General features: G+C 71.5%; 16 protein-coding genes. 10 read left to right on the top strand and 6 right to left on the bottom strand.

The features are described 5' to 3' along the window. The first annotated feature begins 461 nt into the window (after window positions 1–461). The 7 genes from OHT57_RS30940 (at window position 462) to OHT57_RS30910 (ending at window position 9,674) form a co-directional block, all read left to right on the top strand. Window positions 462–1,298 (top strand): hypothetical protein, encoded by an 837-nt coding sequence (locus tag OHT57_RS30940; protein WP_328753371.1) that lies wholly within the window; start codon window positions 462–464, stop codon window positions 1,296–1,298. Window positions 1,299–1,579: 281 nt separating this feature from the next. After that, window positions 1,580–2,158, top strand: a complete 579-nt coding sequence (locus tag OHT57_RS30935; RefSeq protein WP_328749856.1) for an antibiotic biosynthesis monooxygenase — start codon at window positions 1,580–1,582, stop codon at window positions 2,156–2,158. Between the two features lie 29 nt (window positions 2,159–2,187). Beyond that, on the top strand, window positions 2,188–4,473 hold the full coding sequence (locus OHT57_RS30930) for a chorismate-binding protein (RefSeq protein WP_328749855.1): 2,286 nt from the start codon (window positions 2,188–2,190) through the stop codon (window positions 4,471–4,473). After that, entirely contained in the window at window positions 4,470–6,065 is a 1,596-nt protein-coding gene (locus OHT57_RS30925) for a benzoate-CoA ligase family protein (RefSeq protein ID WP_328749854.1), read from the top strand. The genes OHT57_RS30930 and OHT57_RS30925 overlap by 4 nt, the downstream gene beginning before the upstream one ends. A 68-nt stretch (window positions 6,066–6,133) precedes the next feature. After that, a complete protein-coding gene (locus tag OHT57_RS30920; RefSeq protein WP_328749853.1) occupies window positions 6,134–7,696 on the top strand; it encodes a class I adenylate-forming enzyme family protein in 1,563 nt (520 codons plus the stop codon). Further along, on the top strand, window positions 7,693–8,862 hold the full coding sequence (locus OHT57_RS30915) for an FAD-dependent oxidoreductase (protein WP_328749852.1): 1,170 nt from the start codon (window positions 7,693–7,695) through the stop codon (window positions 8,860–8,862). The genes OHT57_RS30920 and OHT57_RS30915 overlap by 4 nt, the downstream gene beginning before the upstream one ends. A 17-nt stretch (window positions 8,863–8,879) precedes the next feature. Beyond that, window positions 8,880–9,674: an aminotransferase class IV gene (locus tag OHT57_RS30910; protein ID WP_328749851.1), complete on the top strand. Its 795-nt coding sequence runs from the start codon at window positions 8,880–8,882 to the stop codon at window positions 9,672–9,674. Between the two features lie 105 nt (window positions 9,675–9,779). Here the strand turns inward: OHT57_RS30910 and OHT57_RS30905 are convergent, their stop codons facing one another. Further along, on the bottom strand, window positions 9,780–10,268 hold the full coding sequence (locus OHT57_RS30905) for a carboxymuconolactone decarboxylase family protein (RefSeq protein ID WP_328749850.1): 489 nt from the start codon (window positions 10,266–10,268) through the stop codon (window positions 9,780–9,782). A 75-nt stretch (window positions 10,269–10,343) separates the two neighbouring features. Further along, window positions 10,344–11,966 (bottom strand): aminotransferase-like domain-containing protein, encoded by a 1,623-nt coding sequence (locus OHT57_RS30900; protein WP_328749848.1) that lies wholly within the window; start codon window positions 11,964–11,966, stop codon window positions 10,344–10,346. A 46-nt stretch (window positions 11,967–12,012) separates the two neighbouring features. Between OHT57_RS30900 and OHT57_RS30895 the strand changes: the two genes are divergently transcribed. The 3 genes from OHT57_RS30895 to OHT57_RS30885 are packed head-to-tail and all read left to right on the top strand — an operon-like array spanning window position 12,013 to window position 13,669. Continuing rightward, on the top strand, window positions 12,013–12,510 hold the full coding sequence (locus tag OHT57_RS30895; RefSeq protein WP_328749847.1) for a carboxymuconolactone decarboxylase family protein: 498 nt from the start codon (window positions 12,013–12,015) through the stop codon (window positions 12,508–12,510). Continuing rightward, window positions 12,507–12,950 (top strand): carboxymuconolactone decarboxylase family protein, encoded by a 444-nt coding sequence (locus tag OHT57_RS30890; RefSeq protein ID WP_328749846.1) that lies wholly within the window; start codon window positions 12,507–12,509, stop codon window positions 12,948–12,950. Before OHT57_RS30895 ends, OHT57_RS30890 begins: the two co-directional genes overlap by 4 nt. Then, window positions 12,947–13,669, top strand: coding sequence for an isocitrate lyase/PEP mutase family protein (locus tag OHT57_RS30885; RefSeq protein WP_328749844.1), 723 nt, complete (start codon window positions 12,947–12,949; stop codon window positions 13,667–13,669). Before OHT57_RS30890 ends, OHT57_RS30885 begins: the two co-directional genes overlap by 4 nt. Window positions 13,670–13,675: 6 nt before the next feature. Here the strand turns inward: OHT57_RS30885 and OHT57_RS30880 are convergent, their stop codons facing one another. The 4 genes from OHT57_RS30880 to OHT57_RS30865 are packed head-to-tail and all read right to left on the bottom strand — an operon-like array spanning window position 13,676 to window position 19,161. Then, window positions 13,676–14,623 (bottom strand): ABC transporter substrate-binding protein, encoded by a 948-nt coding sequence (locus OHT57_RS30880; protein ID WP_328749843.1) that lies wholly within the window; start codon window positions 14,621–14,623, stop codon window positions 13,676–13,678. A gap of 1 nt (window position 14,624) precedes the next feature. After that, window positions 14,625–16,562 carry an ABC transporter permease gene (locus tag OHT57_RS30875; protein WP_328749842.1) on the bottom strand — a complete coding sequence of 646 codons (1,938 nt, stop codon included), beginning with the start codon at window positions 16,560–16,562 and terminating at the stop codon, window positions 14,625–14,627. Beyond that, entirely contained in the window at window positions 16,562–17,638 is a 1,077-nt protein-coding gene (locus tag OHT57_RS30870; protein WP_328749841.1) for a quaternary amine ABC transporter ATP-binding protein, read from the bottom strand. Before OHT57_RS30870 ends, OHT57_RS30875 begins: the two co-directional genes overlap by 1 nt. Next, complete coding sequence (locus tag OHT57_RS30865) at window positions 17,638–19,161, bottom strand: GMC family oxidoreductase (RefSeq protein ID WP_328749840.1); 1,524 nt, start codon at window positions 19,159–19,161, stop codon at window positions 17,638–17,640. Before OHT57_RS30865 ends, OHT57_RS30870 begins: the two co-directional genes overlap by 1 nt. Between the last annotated feature and the right edge of the window lie 70 nt (window positions 19,162–19,231).

The raw sequence follows: 19,231 nt of genomic DNA, 5'->3' as shown, positions 1-19,231 counted from the left end.
GAGAGCGTGTGCTTCAGAGTGCGAGGACGGTAACGCGGTGAGGCCCGGCGTGACAACGCGTTTTCGGCACACTCGCCAGAGGCGCCATCACGGCACGGCCTCGTGGACCCACTCCGCCGAAAAGGCCCGGCGGCCCCCTCGGGAAGTCCGGCTAACTGCCGTTCCACTAGCCGCCCTTGAGGGAGGGGACGAGTTTTCGGTCCTTGTCCGCGACGGCCTGGCGCCCTTGCCGAGGGTGTGGCTGCCGTGGCGGGCGGGCGGGCCCGGACCGCCGAGCGCGATGGTGCCCGGGCGAATGAGTCGGTGTGCGGCCGCCGTGTTCGCGTCTCCCGCCGGGCCGGGCTGTGGGCCTGGTGTGCCGATTTCCGACGTCCGGCGGGGAGCCGAGAGATCAGTAAGAGCTCGACCGGAAGCGGCCCACCCTTCACCCCCTGGCCTAAGGTCCCTTTGTGCTCTTTGGAATGGTGTGCGCTCTCGGTGCTTCCGCCTGCTTCGGAACGGCCACCGTGTTGCAGGCGATGGCGGCGCGGACGGCGGACGCGAGCGACGGCGGCGACGGGTCGGCGTTCGCGGTGACGTTGTTCCTGCGGGCGGTGCGGCAATGGCGGTATCTGGCGGGGCTGGCACTGGACGGGGTGGGGTTCCTGCTGCAGATCGCCGCGCTGCGTTCGGTCCCGATCTACGCCGTCGGTGCGGCGCTCGCGTCGAGTCTCGCGGTGACCGCGGTGGTCTCCGCGCGGCTGCTTCGGGTTCGGCTGAACAGGAGCGAGTGGGGTGCGGTCGGGGTGGTGTGCGCGGGGATGGCGCTGCTGGGGATCGCGTCCGGGACCGAGGGCGGCCGGAGCGCGCCGGCGGCCCTGGGGTACGTGATGCTCGGGGCGTCCCTGGCCGTGCTGGGGCTGGCGCTCTCGGGCGGGAAACTCCCGGAGCGGGAGCGGGCATTGGCGCTCGGGCTGGGCGCGGGGTGCGGGTTCGGGGTGGTCGAGGTGACGGTACGGCTGATCGACTCGCTCGCCCCCTCGGAGCTGTTGACCAACCCCGCGGCCTACGCGCTCCTCGTCGGCGGGAGTGCGGCCTTCCTGGCGCTCACCTCGGCGCTGCAGCGGGGCTCGGTGACCACGGCGACCGCGGGGATGGTGATCGGGGAGACGATCGGGCCCGCGCTGGTAGGGGTGGTGTGGCTCGGGGACCGCACCCGGGAGGGGCTGGGGTGGGTGGCGGTGCTGGGCTTCGCCGTGGCCGTCGCGGGGGCGTTGGCGCTGGCCAGGTTCGGGGAGGCGCCGGCAGAGGCGGAGTGACGGTGCCGTTCACTCCGATTCTCCCTGGTGAGTTCCGGGCGGATCCCAGGCGCCTTCCGGCCGGCTTCGGGGCGGATCTCATGCGGCTTCCGCACGACTCCAGGCGACTTCCGATTGCTTTCCGTAAATGAGCTCGCCGAATTCCGGAAAAGTTACTCCCGGTACCACTCGACAGAGCACACCAAGGCGACCGAAAGTCCAATAAAGGGCCACGATCCGGACACTCGAAAAACATCGTTGAAAATTTGAACGTGCTGTGAAGAAGCTGCGTACTGAGTGCCGTGAGCAGCAATCCCGTCACCGTCACCGTGGCCTATCACGTGGTGCCGGGCCGTGAGGCCGACTTCCACTCGTGGGGGTGGGCCATGCTGGCCGCGAGTTCGGCTCAGCCGGGCTTTCTGGGGGGTGGCGTCCTTGTCGACCGAGAGGCGGAGTGGCATGTGGTCTATCGCTTCGCCAGTGAGGGAACGGCCCGGGCCTGGGAGGATTCGGCCGCCCGGACCCAGTGGCATCTCCGGGCGGTGGACTTCGCCCGGCAGACGGAGCGCAGGAGCGTGCGGGGCTCCAAACTGTGGTTCGACTCCCAGACCGCCATGCCGAAAGCGCCCACCCCGCCGGCGAAATGGAAGCTCTGGTTCGTGAACATGAGCGCGGTGTTTCCGCCGGTGCTCCTGTTCAATCTGATCGCTCTTCCTTATCTCGGCGGACTTAATCCGCTTGTCCGCACGTTGCTGTTGTGCCTGTGTGTGACGGCTCTCGTCACCTGGATTCTTATGCCCCGGCTTCAGCGTTTCCTCAAGAAATGGCTGTATCCGCCGCTCCAGGCCCTCCGCGGACGGCACAAAAGACGGACCGCATAGGTCCGGAACGAACCGAGGGAGGTGGGCGGGTGAAGACCCTGCTCATCGACAATTACGACTCGTACACGTACAACCTGTTCCAGCTGCTCGCCGAGGTCAACGGCGAGGAACCGGTTGTGGTCCTCAATGACGCGGTCGCCGCGATTCCCGATCTCGGGGAATACCTCGCGGCATTCGACAACGTCGTGGTGTCGCCCGGACCGGGGCACCCGGCCGAGCCGCGCGACTTCGGCCTGAGTGCCGCTGTACTGGCCGAGTCGTCCATTCCCGTGCTGGGTGTCTGCCTGGGGCACCAGGGCATCGCGCTCGGGGAGGGAGGCCGGGTGACAGCCGCACCGGAGCCGCGGCACGGGCATCTGTCGTCGGTCCGGCACGACGGACGGGATCTGTTCCGGGGCCTCCCCCAGGACTTCACCGCGGTCCGCTACCACTCGCTGGCCGTGTCCGAGCCGCTCCCGGAGGCACTGGAGGCCACCGCCTGGGCCGAGGACGGCGTACTGATGGGGCTCAGACACCGCAGCCGGCCGCTGTGGGGTGTGCAGTTCCATCCGGAGTCCGTACTCACCGACTACGGCCACCGCATGCTCGTCAACTTCCGTAATCTCACGGCGGAACGGGCCCGCAGGCTGCGCACGAAGAACACCGCCGTGCCGCCTCCCGAGGCGACGATCCCCCGGTCCTCGTCGGTCATTCCGCGCCCTCGGCGGGCCGCTCCCGCCTACCGTCTGCACACCCGGCGGATCGCGGGCGCCGTCGACACGGAGGCCGCGTTCACCCGGATGTACGCGGCGTCACCGCGGGCGTTCTGGCTGGACAGCGCGCTCGTCGAGGAAGGGCGGTCACGCTTCTCGTTCTTCGGTGACGACAGTGGTCCGCTCGCGGAGTTCGTCCGCTACGACGTCGAGAGCGGCCGATGCGAGATCGAGCGGGCCGGGCGGCCGACGCGGAAGGTCACGGCGAGTGTCTTCGACTATCTCGGACGGCAGTTGACGAGCCGTCGGGTGGACGGGTCCGGGCTGCCCTTCGACTTCACCGGGGGCTATGTCGGCTACTTCGGGTACGAGACGAAGGCCGACTGCGGCTCGCCCAACCGGCACTCCTCCGAAGTCCCGGACGCCTGCTGGCTGTTCGCCGACCGTCTGATAGCCGTGGACCATCTGAAGAGGTTCACCTACGCGGTCTGTCTGGCCGAGGACACCCCGCAGGCCGCGCGGGAGGCCGAGGACTGGCTGGAGAGCGCGCTGGCCCAGCTGACCTTCGTCGCCACCGAACCCGACGAGACTCCCTCGCCCGGCAGCAGGGCCGTACCCGACGGCGGGGCATCGTCCGGCGGCGGGGCGTTGCGGGGCAGGACCCCGTCGTCCTCCGCTCGGCAGACACCGTCCGCGCAGTCCGATCCCGACATCGGCGCCGCCGAGCCGTGGCTGGTGCGGGACCGGGCGACCTATCTCGCCGACATCGAGTCCTGCGCGCGTGAGCTGCGGGCGGGTACGAGCTACGAGGTCTGTCTGACGAACGCGGCCCGGTTACCCGCCCCGCCGGACCCGTACGCGTTCTACCGGGTGCTGCGCCGGGTCAACCCGGCGCCCTACGCAGCGTTTCTGAGGTTCGGGGACGTCGACGTGGCCGGTTCGTCGCCGGAGCGGTTCCTGCGGATCACCGGCGACGGGGTCGCCGAGGCGCGGCCCATCAAGGGCACCGCGCCTCGTGGTAGCGGGCCGGAGGAGGACGCCCGGCTTCGGGACGCGCTCGCGTCGGACCCCAAGACGCGCGCCGAGAACCTGATGATCGTCGACCTGCTCCGCAACGACCTGGGGCGGGTGTGCCGGACCGGGTCGGTGCGGGTGACGAGGCTGATGGCCACGGAGACGTACGCGACGGTGCATCAGCTCGTCTCGACCGTGGAGGGGCGGCTGCGCAAGGGGATCGACGCGGTGGACTGCGTGCGTGCCTGCTTCCCGGGCGGCTCGATGACGGGGGCGCCGAAGCTGCGCACCCTGGAGATCATCGACTCCCTGGAGACCGAGGCCCGCGGTGTCTACTCCGGCGCCCTCGGATATCTGGGGTGCGGAGGGGGCGCGGATCTCAACATCGTGATCCGGACGGCGGTGTTCGCCGACGGGCTGATGCATCTGGGCGCCGGGGGCGCGATCGTCCTCGACTCCGATCCGGTCGCCGAGTACGACGAGATGCTGTTGAAGACGGCGGCCCAGATGAGAGCCCTGCACCTGCACACCGCGGACCGGATGGCGGAGCAGCGGCAACAGACGGCGGTCCACGGGGAACGCACGGCCACTGAGGAGTCCCTCCGATGACGATTCAGCAGACCGCGCCGTCATCATCACCGCCACCGTTTCCGTCCCCGTTTCCGTCATCGGCACCGGCTGTGTCTCCGGTCGGCTCCGACGTACCCGGCAACCTCGCGGCCCAGCTCGCCGATCTCGCCGAGCGGCGGGGCTGGGTCGAACGGCCCGCCTTCCACCAGGGCCACCGGGCCTGGACCCACGGTGAGGTGCACGCGCTCGCGGCCCGGGCGGCCACCGTGCTCGCCGGTCATGGCGTCACCGCGGGTGACCGGGTGGTGCTGGCGTTGCCGGACGGGATCGCATGGGTGGTGGCCTTCCTCGGCATCGCGCGCCTCGGTGCGGTCGCCGTGCTCGTCAACCCCGAACTCCCCGCGGCGGACCACGCGTTCATGGCCATGGACACCGGCGCCGCGCTGTGTGTGACGGGGCCGGGGCTGGAGGACCGGTTCGCCGACCGGGCCCGGCTCGGTGCCGACCAGTTGCTCGCGCTCACCTCCTCCGCCGAGCCGGCCCCCGCCCATCCGGTCGACGCGCACACACCGCTGTACGTCCAGTACACGTCCGGCACGACGGGCAGTCCCAAGGGGGTCGTGCACACGCACGGCGACCCGAAGGCGTACCACGACCTGATCGGCCGGCGGCTGCTGCGGATCACCGGGGACGACGTGACCCTGTCGGTGTCGAAGCTGTACTTCGCCTACGGATTCGGGAACGCGTTCGTCTTCCCGCTGTTCTCCGGTTCGTCCGCGGTGCTGGTGGACCGACGCCCGACCCCGGCCGCCGTGGACGAGCTCGTGGTCCGGCACCGGGTGACGCTGCTCTACTCGGTGCCGTCCGCGTACGCCGCGCTGGTGGCCGACCGGGGCCGTGGACACGGGACGTGCTTCGCCTCGGTGCGGGCCGCGGTGTCGGCCGGCGAGGGGCTGCCGGGGGAGCTGGGGAGGCAGGTCACTGAGCTGCTCGGGGCGCCGGTGCTGGAGCAGATCGGCTCCACCGAGTCCGGTCACGCCTTCTGCGCCAACAGCTTCGACCACAACCGTCCCGGCACCGTCGGCCGCCCCGTGCCCGGCTTCGAGGTGGAGCTGCGCGACCGCGCGGGCGCCTCGGTCCCGGACGGCACGGAGGGCGAACTGTGGGTGCGCGGACCGACGGTGACCTCCGGTTATCTGAACCGGCCCGAGGAGACCGGGCGCACCCTGGTCCGCGGCTGGCTGGCCACCCGTGACCGGGCGGTCCGCGAAGCCGACGGCACCTACCGGCACCTGGGCCGCGCCGACGACATGGAGATGGTCGGGGGGATCACCGTCTCCCCGCTGGAGGTGGAGGCCGTACTGCGTACCCACCCGGCGGTGAAGGAGGTCGCGGTCGTGACCGTCACCGACGGGACCGGAGTCGGCCGGCTGCGCGCGTTCGTCGTACCCGCCGCCCCGCAGGACATCGGCCTGCAGAGCCTTCAGTGCCTGCAGGAGGACCTCCTCCGGCTCGCCCGGGAGCGGCTGGCCGCGTTCAAGGTGCCCAGAAGCGTGAGTCTCGTCCCCTCGCTCCCCCGCACCCCCACCGGCAAACTCCGCCGCCACCTGGTCCGTCAGGGCGCCTGGTGACCACCGCACAGGCGCCGCAGAGGCACGACGGACCCACCCGCAGACGTACCGCAGAGAGGAACGGCCCCATGCGAGAGCAGCAACCCCCCTTCGCCGACCGGGGGTTCTATCTGGGCCCGGTGTTCCGCCGGGCGGCCGACCGCCACGGCGCCGTGTTCGTCACCCTGGACCGGCCCCTGGACACCCACCCGGCCCTCGGTGTCGACCTCACCTACCCGGTGCTCGCGGACGTCGTCGAGGACCTGTCCGGCCGGCTGTGGGAGGCGGGTGTACGGCCCTCGGAGCAGGTGATCGTGCACAAGACGGACAACGTCGACATCGTGCTGCTGACCTGCGCGATCGCCCGTATCGGCGCCGTGCCGGTGCTGCTCTCGCCCGGCCTGGCCGGTGAGGTGGTCGGGGAGCTGATCGAGCGGCTCCGACAGCCGTGGCTGGTGACCGACGGGGCCAAGCTGGCGGGGCCCCTCAAGGGGGTGGGGCTGCGGGTGCGGCAGGTCCTGTCGGTGGACGCGGCGCCGGGGGCCGAGTCCCTGGCGCAGTACTCCGGCGCCGAGCCGCCGCCTCCCGTGCGCCTGCACCCCCGTGAACCGGCCCTGATCACCCACAGTTCGGGCACCACCGGACTCCCCAAGCTGGCGGTGCACTGCGCGAACACCATGTGGAACCGGCTCGTTCCGCAGAAGGCCATGGGCTGGCCGACGCGTGGGGAGACAGCGGCGCTGCACATGTCGTTCGTCCACTCGCGCTTCTACCATCTGCTCGGTGTCCTGCTGCACTTCGGCAGCCCGCTGGTGCTGATCACCGACCCGGACCCGGCCGCCGTGGCGCCGCTCTTCACGCGGCACCGGCCCGGCATCGTGGAGACGCATCCCAACACCTTCGTGCTGTGGGAGGAGTTGGCCGACGCGCCCGGGGCGCCCCTGTCGCGGGTGCGGTCGTACGGCTCGACGTTCGACGCGATCCATCCGCGGACGGTACGGCGGCTGCTGGACGCCTCGAAGCGCCGTACGCCCTGGCTGATCCAGTTGTACGGGCAGAGCGAGACCGGGCCGGTCGCCTTCCAGTGGTTCACCCGGCGCAGTGCCGCACGCGCGGACGGGCGGCGGGTCGGCATCGGGATACCGGGCTTCACACGCGTGCGGGTCACGGGGCCGAGCGGTGAGCGGGTCGCCGCCGGCACCACCGGCCGGATCGAGGCCCGTACCCGGGGGCGGATCCTCACCTACCTCGGTATGCAGGACCGCTACGACCGTCAACTCGACGACGGCTGGTGGGAGATGGGCGACATGGGCTACCGGAGCCGGCTGGGCGGTCTGCATCTGATCGACCGGGAGATCGACCGGATCGACTCCGTGCACAGCAATCTGGAGGTCGAGGACACCCTGATGGAGCGGCTGGAGGAGCTGCGGGAGGTCGTCATCGTGCCGGGCGCCGACCGGGAGCCGGTGCCGGTGGTGTGTGTGCGGGGCGAGCAGCCGCTGGACCCCGAGCGCTGGCGGGAGGCGACGGCCGACCTGCCGGCGATGGCCGAGCCGCGGCAGTGGCGGTTCGAGGAGCTGCCGTTGACCGCGACCTGGAAGGTGAAGCGGGTCGAGATCACCCGGATGCTGGCGGAGGGTGCGCGCGCGTGACACCGGTCGTGGTGGTCGGTGCCGGACCGGTGGGTCTGTCCGCCGCGCTCGCACTGCGGGCGCGGGGCCTGCCGGTCGTGCTGCTGGAGGCGGACCCGAAGGACCGTGAACGGCCGGGCAGCCGGGCCCTGTTCGTGCACCGGGAGACCCTCGCGCTGCTCGACGGGATGCTGCCGGGGCTGGCCGACGAGATCACCTCGTACGGGCGGACCTGGGGGACCAGGCGGACCCTGTACCGGGGGCGTGAGGTGTACTCCCGCACCCATCCGCCGAGGCCGGGCCGACCGCCCTTCACCAGCCTGCGCCAGGTCGACACCGAGCGCTTCCTGCGGGCCGCGTGCGAGCGCGCGGGCGTGGAGTTCGTGTGGGACGCGCGCGTGCTGGGCGTCCGCACGACGGCGACCGGGGTGCGGCTGAGCTGCGCGGACGGGCGGGAGTGGAGCTGCGCGTACGCGGTGGCCGCCGACGGCGCCCGGTCGGTCGTGCGGGGCTCGCTGGACGTCGCCATGGAAGGGGAGCGGGGCGAGGGCTTCCATGTGGTCGTCGACGTGGCCGACGTTCCCGGTGCCGGGCTGCCGCTGGAGCGGGTCTTCCACTACGAGCATCCGGGGGTCGGCGGCCGCAGTGTGATGCGGGTGCCGTTCACCGGTGGCTTCCAGGTCGACCTCCAGTGCCGGGACGACGACCTGGAGGAGGAGTTCGGGACCGAGGAGGCCGTTCGGCGTTGGCTGCCGGGGGTCGTGGGCGAGGGGTACGGCGAGCGGATCCTGTGGGTGTCGACGTACCGCTTTCTGCGCAAGGTGGCCGTCTCGTTCACCGATCCGCACCGGCGGGTGCTGCTCGTCGGGGAGGCGGCGCATCTCTTCCCGCCGTTCGGGGCGCGGGGCATGAACAGCGGCATCGCGGACGCGGCGGCCGCCGCGGAGGCGATCGCCGGCGGTTCGGTCGAGGAGTTCGCCGACGTACGGCGGGCCGCCGCGCTGTTCAACAGTGCCGCCGCCGGTGCCGCGCTGGACCATCTGCGGCCCCGGCGCCGGATCGTCCGGGTCGGACAGCGGGCGGCGGCGGCGCTCGCGCCCGTACTGCCGTGGTGCGGGTCGTGGCTGGAGCACGCGCCCTACGGGCCGCGGCACGGAGCGCCGGTGAACGCCGGCGGCAAGTACTGAGGGAGGAAGGAACCGCTGTGACACAACCGGTCGTCGCGGAGGGCCTGTTGGCATGGTCACCGAGCCGGGGGCTGACCCCGGCGTCGGTGTCGACGGCGCCTCTGCTGGTCGCGGACTCCTGGCTCGTACGGGACGGCAGGGTGCGCGGGTTCGAACGGCACCGGGAGCGGTTCCTGCGGGCCTGCGGCGAGGCCGGCGGACCACCGTTGCGCCGGTTGCTGGAGTTCTGGCGGGACATGGCCGACACGTTGCCGCGTACGGGTGAGTGGTTCCCCCGGGTCGAACTCGGGCCCCGCTCCCTGGAGTTGCGGCTGCTCCTGCGGCACGCGCCCCCGCTCGGGGCGGGTGTGCGGGTCTGGGCCGCGGGCCAGTCCGATCCGCGAATCGTGCCCCGGCGCAAGGGCCCGGACCTCGGCACCCTCGCCCGAGTGCGCGAGCGGGCGGCCGGACAGGGCGCGGAGGAGGCGGTGCTGGTCGTGCCCTCCGGCACCGTGCTGGAGGCGGCCACGGCCAGCGTCCTGTGGTGGGAGGACGACACCCTGTGCCTGCCTCCGCCCAGGCTGCCGGTCCTGCCCGGGGTGACCGTCGCCCTCGTTCAGGAGCGGGCCCGGCGCGACGGGATCCACGTCGCCCACCGGGAGCGGACCGTGGCCGAGCTGGACGGCCGTGAGGTGTGGCTGGTGAACGCGCTGCACGGAATCCGGCCGGTGACGGGATGGACCGGAGGGACTCTGCGGGCGGCGCCGGCGGTCCGCGCCCCGGAATGGCGGGCCTGGCTGGACGACATCATGGAGCCGCTGCCGAGTTACTGAATTCCCTCACCGGAAAGGCGCCGCATCGAAGAGGACGCGGCGCCTTTCCGGGTGCCTGAATTCAGCTGTTCCGCAACTCCTCTTCGGCTCTTCTGCGGCTTTTCTTCAGCTCTTGGGCTTCGGCTGATAAGCCCCAGGTGCCATTCGGGTCGCGATGGCGATCCGGTTGTACGCGTTGATGACGGTGGCCGCCCAGATCAGTGCGGCGACCTGTGTCTCGTCGAAGACCTCCGCGGCCTCGGCGTAGACCGCGTCCGGCACCTGGCCGTCGTGCACGAGGGTCACGGCCTCGGTCAACGCCAGTGCGGCACGCTCGCGGGCGGTGAAGAAGGGGGTCTCCCGCCAGGCGTTCAGGGCGTAGACGCGCTGCTCGGTCTCCCCCGCCGCGCGGGCGTCCTTGGTGTGCATGTCGAGGCAGAACGCGCAGCCGTTGATCTGGGAGGCGCGGATCCGGATCAGTTCCAGGAGTTCCGGTTCGACCTTGGCGTCCTGGGCCGCGGAAACGGCGGCGACATGCAGGGAGCCCATCGCCGAGGACACGTCGGGGGTGATTTTCTTCAGGGCCACACGGGATATGGATTCACTGTTGCTCATGGGGGCGACTCTATCCGCGCAATCGGATTCGGGAATGATGAACAGCCCAAACAGACGGCGCAATTACGGGCGGTGTTATTCGGGCAACGCCGCGCACAGCGCTTCCAGGGCGCCCGACCATGCGTGGTCCGGCGGTGTCCCGTATCCGACGACGAGCGCGTCGCGCCGCTCGACGGTCGCCTCGGGATGCTGGTAGCGGTGCAGTCCGTGCACCGCGAGGCCCCGCCAGGCCGCCGCCCGCAGCGTCGCCTGTTCTGTGCCCGGCGGCAGCCGCAGCACCACGTGCAGGCCGGCCGCGATCCCGGTGGCGTGGACCTGCGGGGCCCGCCGTGCGAGCTCGGCCACCAGGGCGTCGCGGCGGCGCCGGTACCGCAGCCGGGCGGCGCGCACATGACGGTCGTAGGCGCCGGAGGCCATGAACTCGGCGAGGGTCAGCTGGTCCAGGGAACCGCAGCTGTCGATGCCGCCCTTGGCCGCGAGCACCTCCTCCATGAGGCCGGGCGGCAGCACCAGCCAGCCCAGCCGCAGACCGGGGGCGAGGGACTTGCTGGCCGTGCCCGCGTAGACCACGTGATCGGGGTCCAGTCCCTGGAGGGCGCCGACGGGCTGGCGGTCGTAGCGGAACTCGCCGTCGTAGTCGTCCTCGACGACCAGCCCGCCCGTGCTGCGCGCCCAGTCGACGACGGCCGCCCGCCGGTCGCGGTGCAGGGTGCCGCCCATCGGGAACTGGTGGGCGGGCGTGAGCAGGGCCGCGCCCTGGTCGGTCAACTCCCCGGGATCCGTGCCGCGTTCGTCGAACGGCAGCGGCACGCTCCGCAGACCGGCGCCCGCCAGCAGTTTCCAGTGCACGTCGAGGCCGTACGACTCCACGGCCACCGTGCGCGCGCCCCTGGCCCTCAGCACCGCGCCGAGCATGCGCAGTCCGTGCGAGATCCCGGCACACACCAGGATGCGATCGGGGTCGGCGCGCACGCCGCGGGCGCGGGCGAGGTAGCCGGCGAGAGCGGTACGCAGTTCGACACGGCCGCGCGGGTCGCCGTAGTCGAGAGCCTGGTAGGGCGCGGTGGCGAGGGCACGGCGGGCGGCCTTGAGCCACTGGGTGCGGGGGAAGGAGGCGAGGTCCGGGGTGCCGGGATCCAGGTTGTAGGCGGGCCGATGCGCGGGCGGAGAGCCGGGGGTGCGACGGGCTGCGGCCACGGGGGTCACGGGCAGGAGGCCGGATGCGCCAGGGCGAAAAGCGGAAGCAGAAACCGCAGACAGGCCCGACGCGCCGGAGCCGGAGCCATGAACGGTCCGCGCCCCAGAGCCAAAGCCCCCACCCGCACCCGCACCCGGAACGTTCCGCAGGCCGGAGAAGGCGAGGTGCGTCTCGGCGGTGGGCGGAGGGCGTTCCGGGGTGACGGGGTGGGCGGTGGAACCGGAGGGTGGCGTGAGGGTCCGTTCGGCCACCCGGGTGCCCGAGCCCTGGCGGGCCGCGAGCCAGCCCTCCGCGACGAGGTCGGCGTAGGCGTCCGCGACCGTGTTGCGGGCGATGCCCAGGTCGGCGGCGAGGGAGCGGGAGGAGGGCAGCCGGGTGCCCGGGGCCAGGCGGCCCGTACGGACGGCCTCGCGGAGGGCGTCGGTGAGGCCGCGACGGATGCCGGGCCCGGTGGGTTCCAGGTGGAGGTCGACGCCGAAAGTGGCCCAGGGTTTCGCCATGGAAGTGGACCATACTCCTGGGCTGCCCTGCTCCTAGGGTCGAGGCATGACCACAGCGCGAACCGACTCCAACGCCCCCGAACACCAGCCCCGTCTCGCCTGGGCCCAGCACGCCCCCGAGGTCTACAAGGCGATGCTCCGCCTCGACACGGCCGCCCGGCAGGGCCTGGACCCGAGGCTCCTGGAGCTCGTGAAGATCCGCGCCTCGCAGCTCAACCACTGCGCGTTCTGCCTCGACATGCACTCCAAGGACGCCCTCGCCGCCGGGGAGAGCGTCGAGCGGATCGTCCAGCTCGGCGCGTGGGAGGAGTCGGCGCACTTCTACACGGAGAAGGAGCTCGCGGCCCTGGCGCTGACCGAGGCGGTCACGGTCCTCACCGACGGCTTCGTGCCCGACGAGGTGTACGCGCACGCCGCCAAGCACTTCGAGGAGGCCGAGCTGGCCCAGTTGATCGCCGCGATCACCGTGATCAACGCGTGGAACCGGTTCGGCGTGACCTGCCGTATGGTCCCGGGGCACTACGAGGCGGGGAAGCACCAGTGAGCCGTACGGACCTCCTCGACCGCGAGGTCGCCCAGGCCCTGTCCGCGCTCAGTGCGGCCGCGAAGGAGGGGCTCGGCGATCCGGCCCTCGCCGAACTCGTCGTCATCCGGGCCTCGCAGCTCAATCACTGCGCGTTCTGCCTGGACATGCACCTCACGATCGCCCGTGAGCACGGGGTGAGCGAGAGGCAGCTGGACCTGCTGGCCGCCTGGGAGGAGGCCGAGGGCGTCTACGACGAGCGTGAGCGGGCCGCGCTCGCGCTGACGGAGGCGGTGACCGTCCTGACGGAAGGGTTCGTGCCGGACGCCGTCCTCGCCGGAGCGGCCCGGCACTTCGACGACCGTCGGCTCGCCCATCTCATCGCCCTGATCGTCGCCATCAACAACTGGAACCGGGTGATGGTCAGCCGCCGGATCCCGCCGGGAGGTCATCGGCCATGAGCAAGGTGGACGTCTTTCGCGCCCTGCACCACCACCGTCTCCCGGACGACCCCCTCGTCCTGCCCGGCCCCTGGGACGCGGCCGGCGCGCGGGTGATGGAGGAGGCGGGGTTCCCGGCGCTCGCGACGCCCAGCGCCGGGATCGCGGCGTCGCTCGGCCACCGGGACGGTGCCACGCCGGCCGGCGAGATGTTCGCCGCGGTGGCGCGCGTCGCCGGGGCCGTGGACATCCCCGTGTCGGCCGACGTCGAGGGCGGGTACGGGCTGGTGCCGAAGGAGCTGGTGGAGCGGCTGCTGGAGGCGGGGGCCGTCGGCTGCAACCTCGAGGACTCCCACGCGGGTGTCCTCAAGGACCCGCACGAGCACGCCGAGTGGCTCGCCGAGGTGCGGCACGCGGCCGGTGACCGGCTGTTCGTCAACGCGCGCGTGGACACGTTCGCCCACGGCGACGGCGATCCCGGAGAGGCGATCGGGCGGGCCGCGCTGTACGTCGCCGCGGGCGCCGACTGCGTCTATCCGATCGGCGCCCCGGTGGGCGTACTGCCCCTGTTGCGGTCCGGCATCCAGGGGCCGCTCAATGTGTTCGGACTCCTGGACGGCGAGGGCCCCTCGCCCACCGCGCTCGGTGAACTCGGGGCCACTCGTGTCACGTTCGGGCCGGCCCTGCAGCGCCGGGCGGCGCTGGCGCTGCGCGGGATGGCCGACGAACTGAGGCGCTGAACGGGGTCAGGACAGCCACGCCTTCCAGGTGGACGGGTGGCTGTCCACCCACTTCTTCGCCGCGTTCTCCGGCGTCAGCTTCTGGTCGGCGATCATCAGGGAGACCTCGTTCTGGTCCTCGGTCGTCCACTTGAACTTCTTCAGGAGGGCCGCGGCCTTGCCGCCGCTCTTCGCGAAGTCCGTGTTGAGGTACTTCTGGAGCGGGGTGTGCGGATAGGCGCAGGTGATCTTCGCCGGGTCCGCGTCGCAGCCCTCCTTGTAGGCGGGCAGTTTCACCTCGGTCATGGGGACCTTCTCGAACAGCCACTGCGGGGCGTACCAGTAGGACAGGAAGGGCTTCTTCTCCTTGGCGAACTGTTTCATCTGGGTGATCTGCGCAGCCTCCGAACCGGCGAACACCACCTGGTAGTCCAGGTCCAGGTTCGTCACCAGCGCCTTGTCGTTGGTGACGTAGGACGGGGAGCCGTCCATCAGCTGGCCCTTGCCGCCGCTCTCGGCGGTGCGCAGCTGGGAGGCGTACTTGTTGAGGTTCTTCCAGTTGGTGACGTCCGGGTGCTGCTTGGCGAAGTACGTCGGGACGTACCAGCCGATGTGTCCGGTCACGCCGAGTCCGCCGCCCGGCGTGATCGTCTTCTTGTCCTTGACGTACCGCTGTTCCTGCTCGGGGTGGCCCCAGTCCTCCAGGATGGCGTCGACGCGGCCCTGGCTGAGCGCGTCCCAGGCGGGGACCTCGTCGACCTGGACGGTGTCGACGCGGTAGCCGAGCTTGTGTTCGAGGAGGTACTGGGCGACGGCCACGTTGGCCTGCGCGCCGACCCAGGACTGGACGGACAGGGTCACCGACTTGGCGCCCTGGGCGTTGGCGAAGGGCGAGGCCTGCTTGGTCATGTCGGCGGCTCCGCAGCCGGTGAGGAGCAGCAGGGCGCCGCCCACGGCGATCGCGCGTGCACGCATGTCAGGCTCCCTTCCTGGTGCGGCGTTCTGTCGGCTGGGTGACCCGGTCGAGCATCAGGCCGAGGCAGACGATGGCCGCGCCGGCGACGAGTCCGGTAGCCAGGTCGCCCTGGGCGAGTCCGAAGACGGTGTCGTAGCCGAGTGCGCCGCCGCCGACCAGGCCGCCGATGACGACGACGGCGAGGACGAGGACCACGCCCTGGTTGACGGCGAGCAGCAACGCGGGCCGGGCGAGCGGGAGTTGGACCTGCCGCAGCTGCTGCCGGCTGGTCGCGCCGAGCGACCTCGACGCCTCCATGGCGGCCGGGTCGACCTGGCGCAGGCCCTGCGTGGTGATGCGGACGACGGCGGGCAGCGCGTAGACGACGGCCGCCGCGGCGGCGGGCGCGCGGCCCACGCCGAACAGCGCGACGACCGGGATCAGGTAGACGAACTGCGGCATCGTCTGGAAGACGTCCAGGACGGGCCGCAGCAGTCGTTCGACGCGGTCGCTGCGGGCCGCGGCGACGGCGGTCGCGAAGCCCAGCACGAGGGTGACGGCGACGGCCGCCAGGACCTGCGACAGGGTGTCCAGCGCGGGTGTCCACACACCGAGCACGCCGATCGCGGCCATGGCGAGGACCGCGGTGAGCGCGGTGCGCCAAGTGCCGATCAGCCAGGCCAGGGTGGCGACGATGAGCAGGACGGACCACCAGGGCAGTGCCTGCAGACCGTCGCGGACCGGGTCGAGGATCCAGGTGGTGAAGTGGGCCGCCCAGTCGGCGGTGCCGCCGATGAGGGGGACGCCGGAGTAGAGGTGGCCGGTCATCCAGTCGACGGCCCGGTTGACGGGCTCGGCGATGTTCAGGGTCCAGGAGCCGGGCCAGTCGAGGCGGCCCGCCAGGCGTCCGACGACCGCCACGGCCACGGCGGCGACGAGGGCGTAGGCCCAGCCCGCGCGACCGGGCCGCTCGATCCCGTCGCCCGCCGCTGCGGTCACCCGGTCCAGGACGACGGCCAGCAGCACGATCGGGATGCCGGCCGCGAGGGCCGCGCCCACGTCGACCGAGGCCAGCGCCTGGTAGACGCGGTCTCCGAGGCCGCCGGCGCCGATCACGGACGCGATGACGGCCATCGACAGCGCCATCATGATCGTCTGGTTGAGGCCGAGGAGGAGCTCCTTGCGGGCCAGCGGGATACGGGCGGTCAGCAGCCGCTGCCGGGCGGTGGTGCCGAGCGACTCGACCGCTTCCAGCACCTCCTTGTCCGCGCCCTGCAGGCCGAGCGCGGTGAGTCGGGCCATGGGCGGGGCGGCGTAGACGACGGTCGCGAGGACGGCGGCCGGGACGCCCATGCCGAAGACCAGGACCACCGGGAGGAGGTAGGCGTAGGCGGGCATGACCTGCATGGTGTCCAGGACCGGGCGCAGGATCCTGTCCATACGGTCGGACAGTCCGGCGGCGAGCCCCAGCAGGGCGCCGACGACGACCGAGGCGAGGACGGCGACGACCATCAGGGCGAGGGTCTGCATGGTCGGGACCCACATGCCGAGCAGACCGCAGGCGAGGAACGCCGCCGTCGTGCCCAGGGCGAGCCTGACACCGGCGACACGCCAGGCCACGAGGGCGCCGAACGCGGTGACACCGGCCCAGCCCGCGCCGAGCAGGACCAGGTACACGGCCCGTACGGAGATGACGACGGCGTTGCTGACGTAGCCGAAGAAGTAGAGGAACAGGGGATGGCTGTCCCGGTTGTCGATGATCCAGTCGCTCACCTTGCCGAGCGGGCCGGTGAGGTCGACGGTGAGGGCGTCGGGCCAACTGCCGCTGGCCCATTGGGCGTTGGCAAGGGGAACGAGAACGGCCGCGGCGAGGGCGATGAGCAGGAGCTTGTGGACCGCCCGGTGCTTCAGCAGGCCGCTGGGGAGGGTGCGGGGCGTGGACGCGGTGACGGTCGCCATCAGACGGCCTCCTTGCGGAGCTCCGTTCCGGCCACGACGTCGATGAGACGCTCGTGGTCGACGACGCCCAGGCAGCGCCCGTTCTCCACGACGCACACCGGCCGGCCGCTCCGGGCGACGACCTTGATGGCGTCGGCGACCACGGCGTTCGGGGCCAGTGCGCCCGGGTGGTCCGGGCCTGCGCAGCCGCCGGTCCGCATGGCCCTGCGGACCGTCATGACCTGCTCGCGCGGCACGTCCCGGACGAACTCGCGGACATAGTCGTCGGCCGGGGAGCCGACGATCTCCTCCGGGGTGCCCATCTGGACCACCCTGCCGTCCCGCATCAGGGCGATGCGGTCGCCGAGTTTGAGGGCCTCGTTCAGGTCGTGGGTGATGAAGACCATCGTGCGGCCCTCCTCACGGTGCAGGCGGACGACCTCCTCCTGCATGTCCCGCCGGATCAGCGGGTCGAGGGCGCTGAACGGCTCGTCGAACAGCAGGACCTGGGGGTCCACCGCCAACGCCCGTGCCAGACCGACGCGTTGCTGCTGGCCACCGGACAGCTGGGAGGGCTTGCGCTGTTCCATGCCCTCCAGGCCGACCTTCGTGACGACCTCGGCGGCCCGCGCCCGGCGCTCGGCCTTGCTCATGCCCTGGATCTCCAGGCCGTACGCCACGTTGTCGAGGACCGTGCGGTGCGGGAGGAGACCGAAGTGCTGGAAGACCATCGCGGCGCGGTGCCGGCGCAGTTCACGCAGCCGGGACTTGTCCATCGCGCGGACGTCCTCGCCGTCGATGCAGATCGTGCCGGCCGTCGGTTCGATGAGGCGGGTCAGACAGCGCACCAGCGTGGACTTCCCGGAGCCGGACAGGCCCATGACGACGAAGACCTCGCCCTTGCGGACATCGAAGCCGACGTCCCGGACGGCGGCCGTGCAGCCGGTGCGGGCGCGCAGGTCGGCGGGGTCGAGGGCGGCCAGTTCGGCGTCGGCGGGGACGCGTTCCGCCTTGGGGCCGAAGACCTTCCACAGGCCGTCGACGGAGAACACCGGCTCCGTGGTCGGCGGCTTGTCCAGGGTCGCGGTCGTACTCATCACACACCACCTCCGAGCAGGTCAACGGCTTTCTCACCGACCATGAGCACCCCGATCATGGGGTTCACGGCGGTCATGGTCGGGAACACGGACGCGTCGGCGATCCGGATGCCGTCCAGCCCGCGGACCCGCAACTCGGGGTCGACGACGGCCTGTTCGTCCTCGGCGGCACCCATACGGCAGGTGCCGGCCGGGTGGTACACGGTGTGCGCGACCTTGCGGGCGTACTCGCTCAGCTCCTCGTCACCGGTGACGTCGGGGCCTGGGCACACCTCCCGCTTCAGCCAGCCGGCGAGCGGTTCGGTCCGCGCGACCTCGCGGGCGATCCTGATGCCGTCGACGAGGGTGCGGCCGTCGTGGTCGTCCTCGTCGGTGAAGTACCGGAAGTCGAGGGCGGGCTTCACGGCCGGGTCCGCACTGGTCAGATAGAGACGGCCGCGGCTCTTCGGCTTGGGGATGTTCGGGGTCATCGAGACGCCGTACGCCGGGCGTTCGTAACCGAGACGTTCAGGGTTGTCCGTGAAGGGGACCTGGTAGAAGTGGAACATCAGGTCAGGGCCGGCGTGGTCGGGGTCGCGGCGCACGAACAGGCCCGCGTCGGAGTCCATCGCGGAGTTCTCGGGGATCGGTCCGTTCGTCTCCCAGACGATCACCGACTCGGGATGGTCGAGGAGGTTCTCGCCGACGCCCGGCAGGTCGTGCACGACGGGGATGCCGAGCGCTTCGAGGTCCTTGCGGGGGCCGATGCCCGAGTGGAGCAGCAGCCGGGGCGAGTCGACGGCGCCCGCGCACAGGACGACCTCGCGGCGGGCCCTGATCAGGGTCTCCTCGCCGTCCTTCGCTCGCACGTGGACGCCTCGCGCGCGCGTGCCGTCGAGCTCCAGTTTGTGGGCCCAGGTCTCCAGCAGGATCGTGAGGTTCTGCCGCTCGTCCATCACCGGGTGCAGATACGCCACCGACGCCGAGGAGCGCTTGTTGTTCTCCGGGTGGTAGGCGAGGTCGAAGAAGCCGACGCCGTCGTCGAACGGCTTCTTGTTGAAGCCCTCGACGCGGGGGACGTCCAGCGCCTTCTGGGCCGCGTCGACGAAGTCGCGGGCGATGGCGTTCCGGTCCTTCTCGTCGACCGGGACGATGTTGTTCTTCAGCCGGGCGTAGTACGCCTCCATCGGCACCGCGCCCCAGCCCTTGGCGCCGGCCTCCTCCCACTCGTCCCAGTCGGAGGGCAGCGGCTTGAAGGCGATGAGGGTGTTGTGGGAGGAACAGCCGCCCAGGACCCGTGCGCGGCTGTGCCGGATGTGGGAGTTGCCGCGCGGCTGCTCGGTGGTGGGGTAGTCGTAGTCGAGCTCGCCGCCGAGGAGGCCCATCCAGCGGCGCAGGGTGAGGACGTCGTCTCTGCCGACGTCGCTGGGGCCGCCCTCGATGACGGCGACGGTCACATCGGGGTTCTCGGTGAGCCGGGAGGCTATGACGGAGCCTGCCGTTCCACCGCCGATCACGACGTAGTCGTATTCGTTCTCGTGCATGGGGGTACTCCAGGAGAGTCTTGCGTGGGGGGAGAGGGGAAGACGGGTGGGGACTCAGGGTCGGTGGTCC

It is taken from the genome of Streptomyces sp. NBC_00285 (assembly GCF_036174265.1).
Lineage (GTDB): Bacteria > Actinomycetota > Actinomycetes > Streptomycetales > Streptomycetaceae > Streptomyces.
Note: the sequence above shows the minus strand (reverse complement) of the source record. Positions and strands in the feature narration are given on the sequence as shown.

Coding starts and splice junctions, on each gene's coding strand:
- OHT57_RS30870 (WP_328749841.1), bottom strand. CDS start 17,638: ATGAGTACGACCGCGACCCTGGACAAGCCGCCGACCACGGAGCCGGTG.
- OHT57_RS30900 (WP_328749848.1), bottom strand. CDS start 11,966: ATGGCGAAACCCTGGGCCACTTTCGGCGTCGACCTCCACCTGGAACCC.
- OHT57_RS30940 (WP_328753371.1), top strand. CDS start 462: ATGGTGTGCGCTCTCGGTGCTTCCGCCTGCTTCGGAACGGCCACCGTG.
- OHT57_RS30905 (WP_328749850.1), bottom strand. CDS start 10,268: ATGAGCAACAGTGAATCCATATCCCGTGTGGCCCTGAAGAAAATCACC.
- OHT57_RS30865 (WP_328749840.1), bottom strand. CDS start 19,161: ATGCACGAGAACGAATACGACTACGTCGTGATCGGCGGTGGAACGGCA.
- OHT57_RS30880 (WP_328749843.1), bottom strand. CDS start 14,623: ATGCGTGCACGCGCGATCGCCGTGGGCGGCGCCCTGCTGCTCCTCACC.
- OHT57_RS30925 (WP_328749854.1), top strand. CDS start 4,470: ATGACGATTCAGCAGACCGCGCCGTCATCATCACCGCCACCGTTTCCG.
- OHT57_RS30875 (WP_328749842.1), bottom strand. CDS start 16,562: ATGGCGACCGTCACCGCGTCCACGCCCCGCACCCTCCCCAGCGGCCTG.
- OHT57_RS30895 (WP_328749847.1), top strand. CDS start 12,013: ATGACCACAGCGCGAACCGACTCCAACGCCCCCGAACACCAGCCCCGT.
- OHT57_RS30920 (WP_328749853.1), top strand. CDS start 6,134: ATGCGAGAGCAGCAACCCCCCTTCGCCGACCGGGGGTTCTATCTGGGC.
- OHT57_RS30885 (WP_328749844.1), top strand. CDS start 12,947: ATGAGCAAGGTGGACGTCTTTCGCGCCCTGCACCACCACCGTCTCCCG.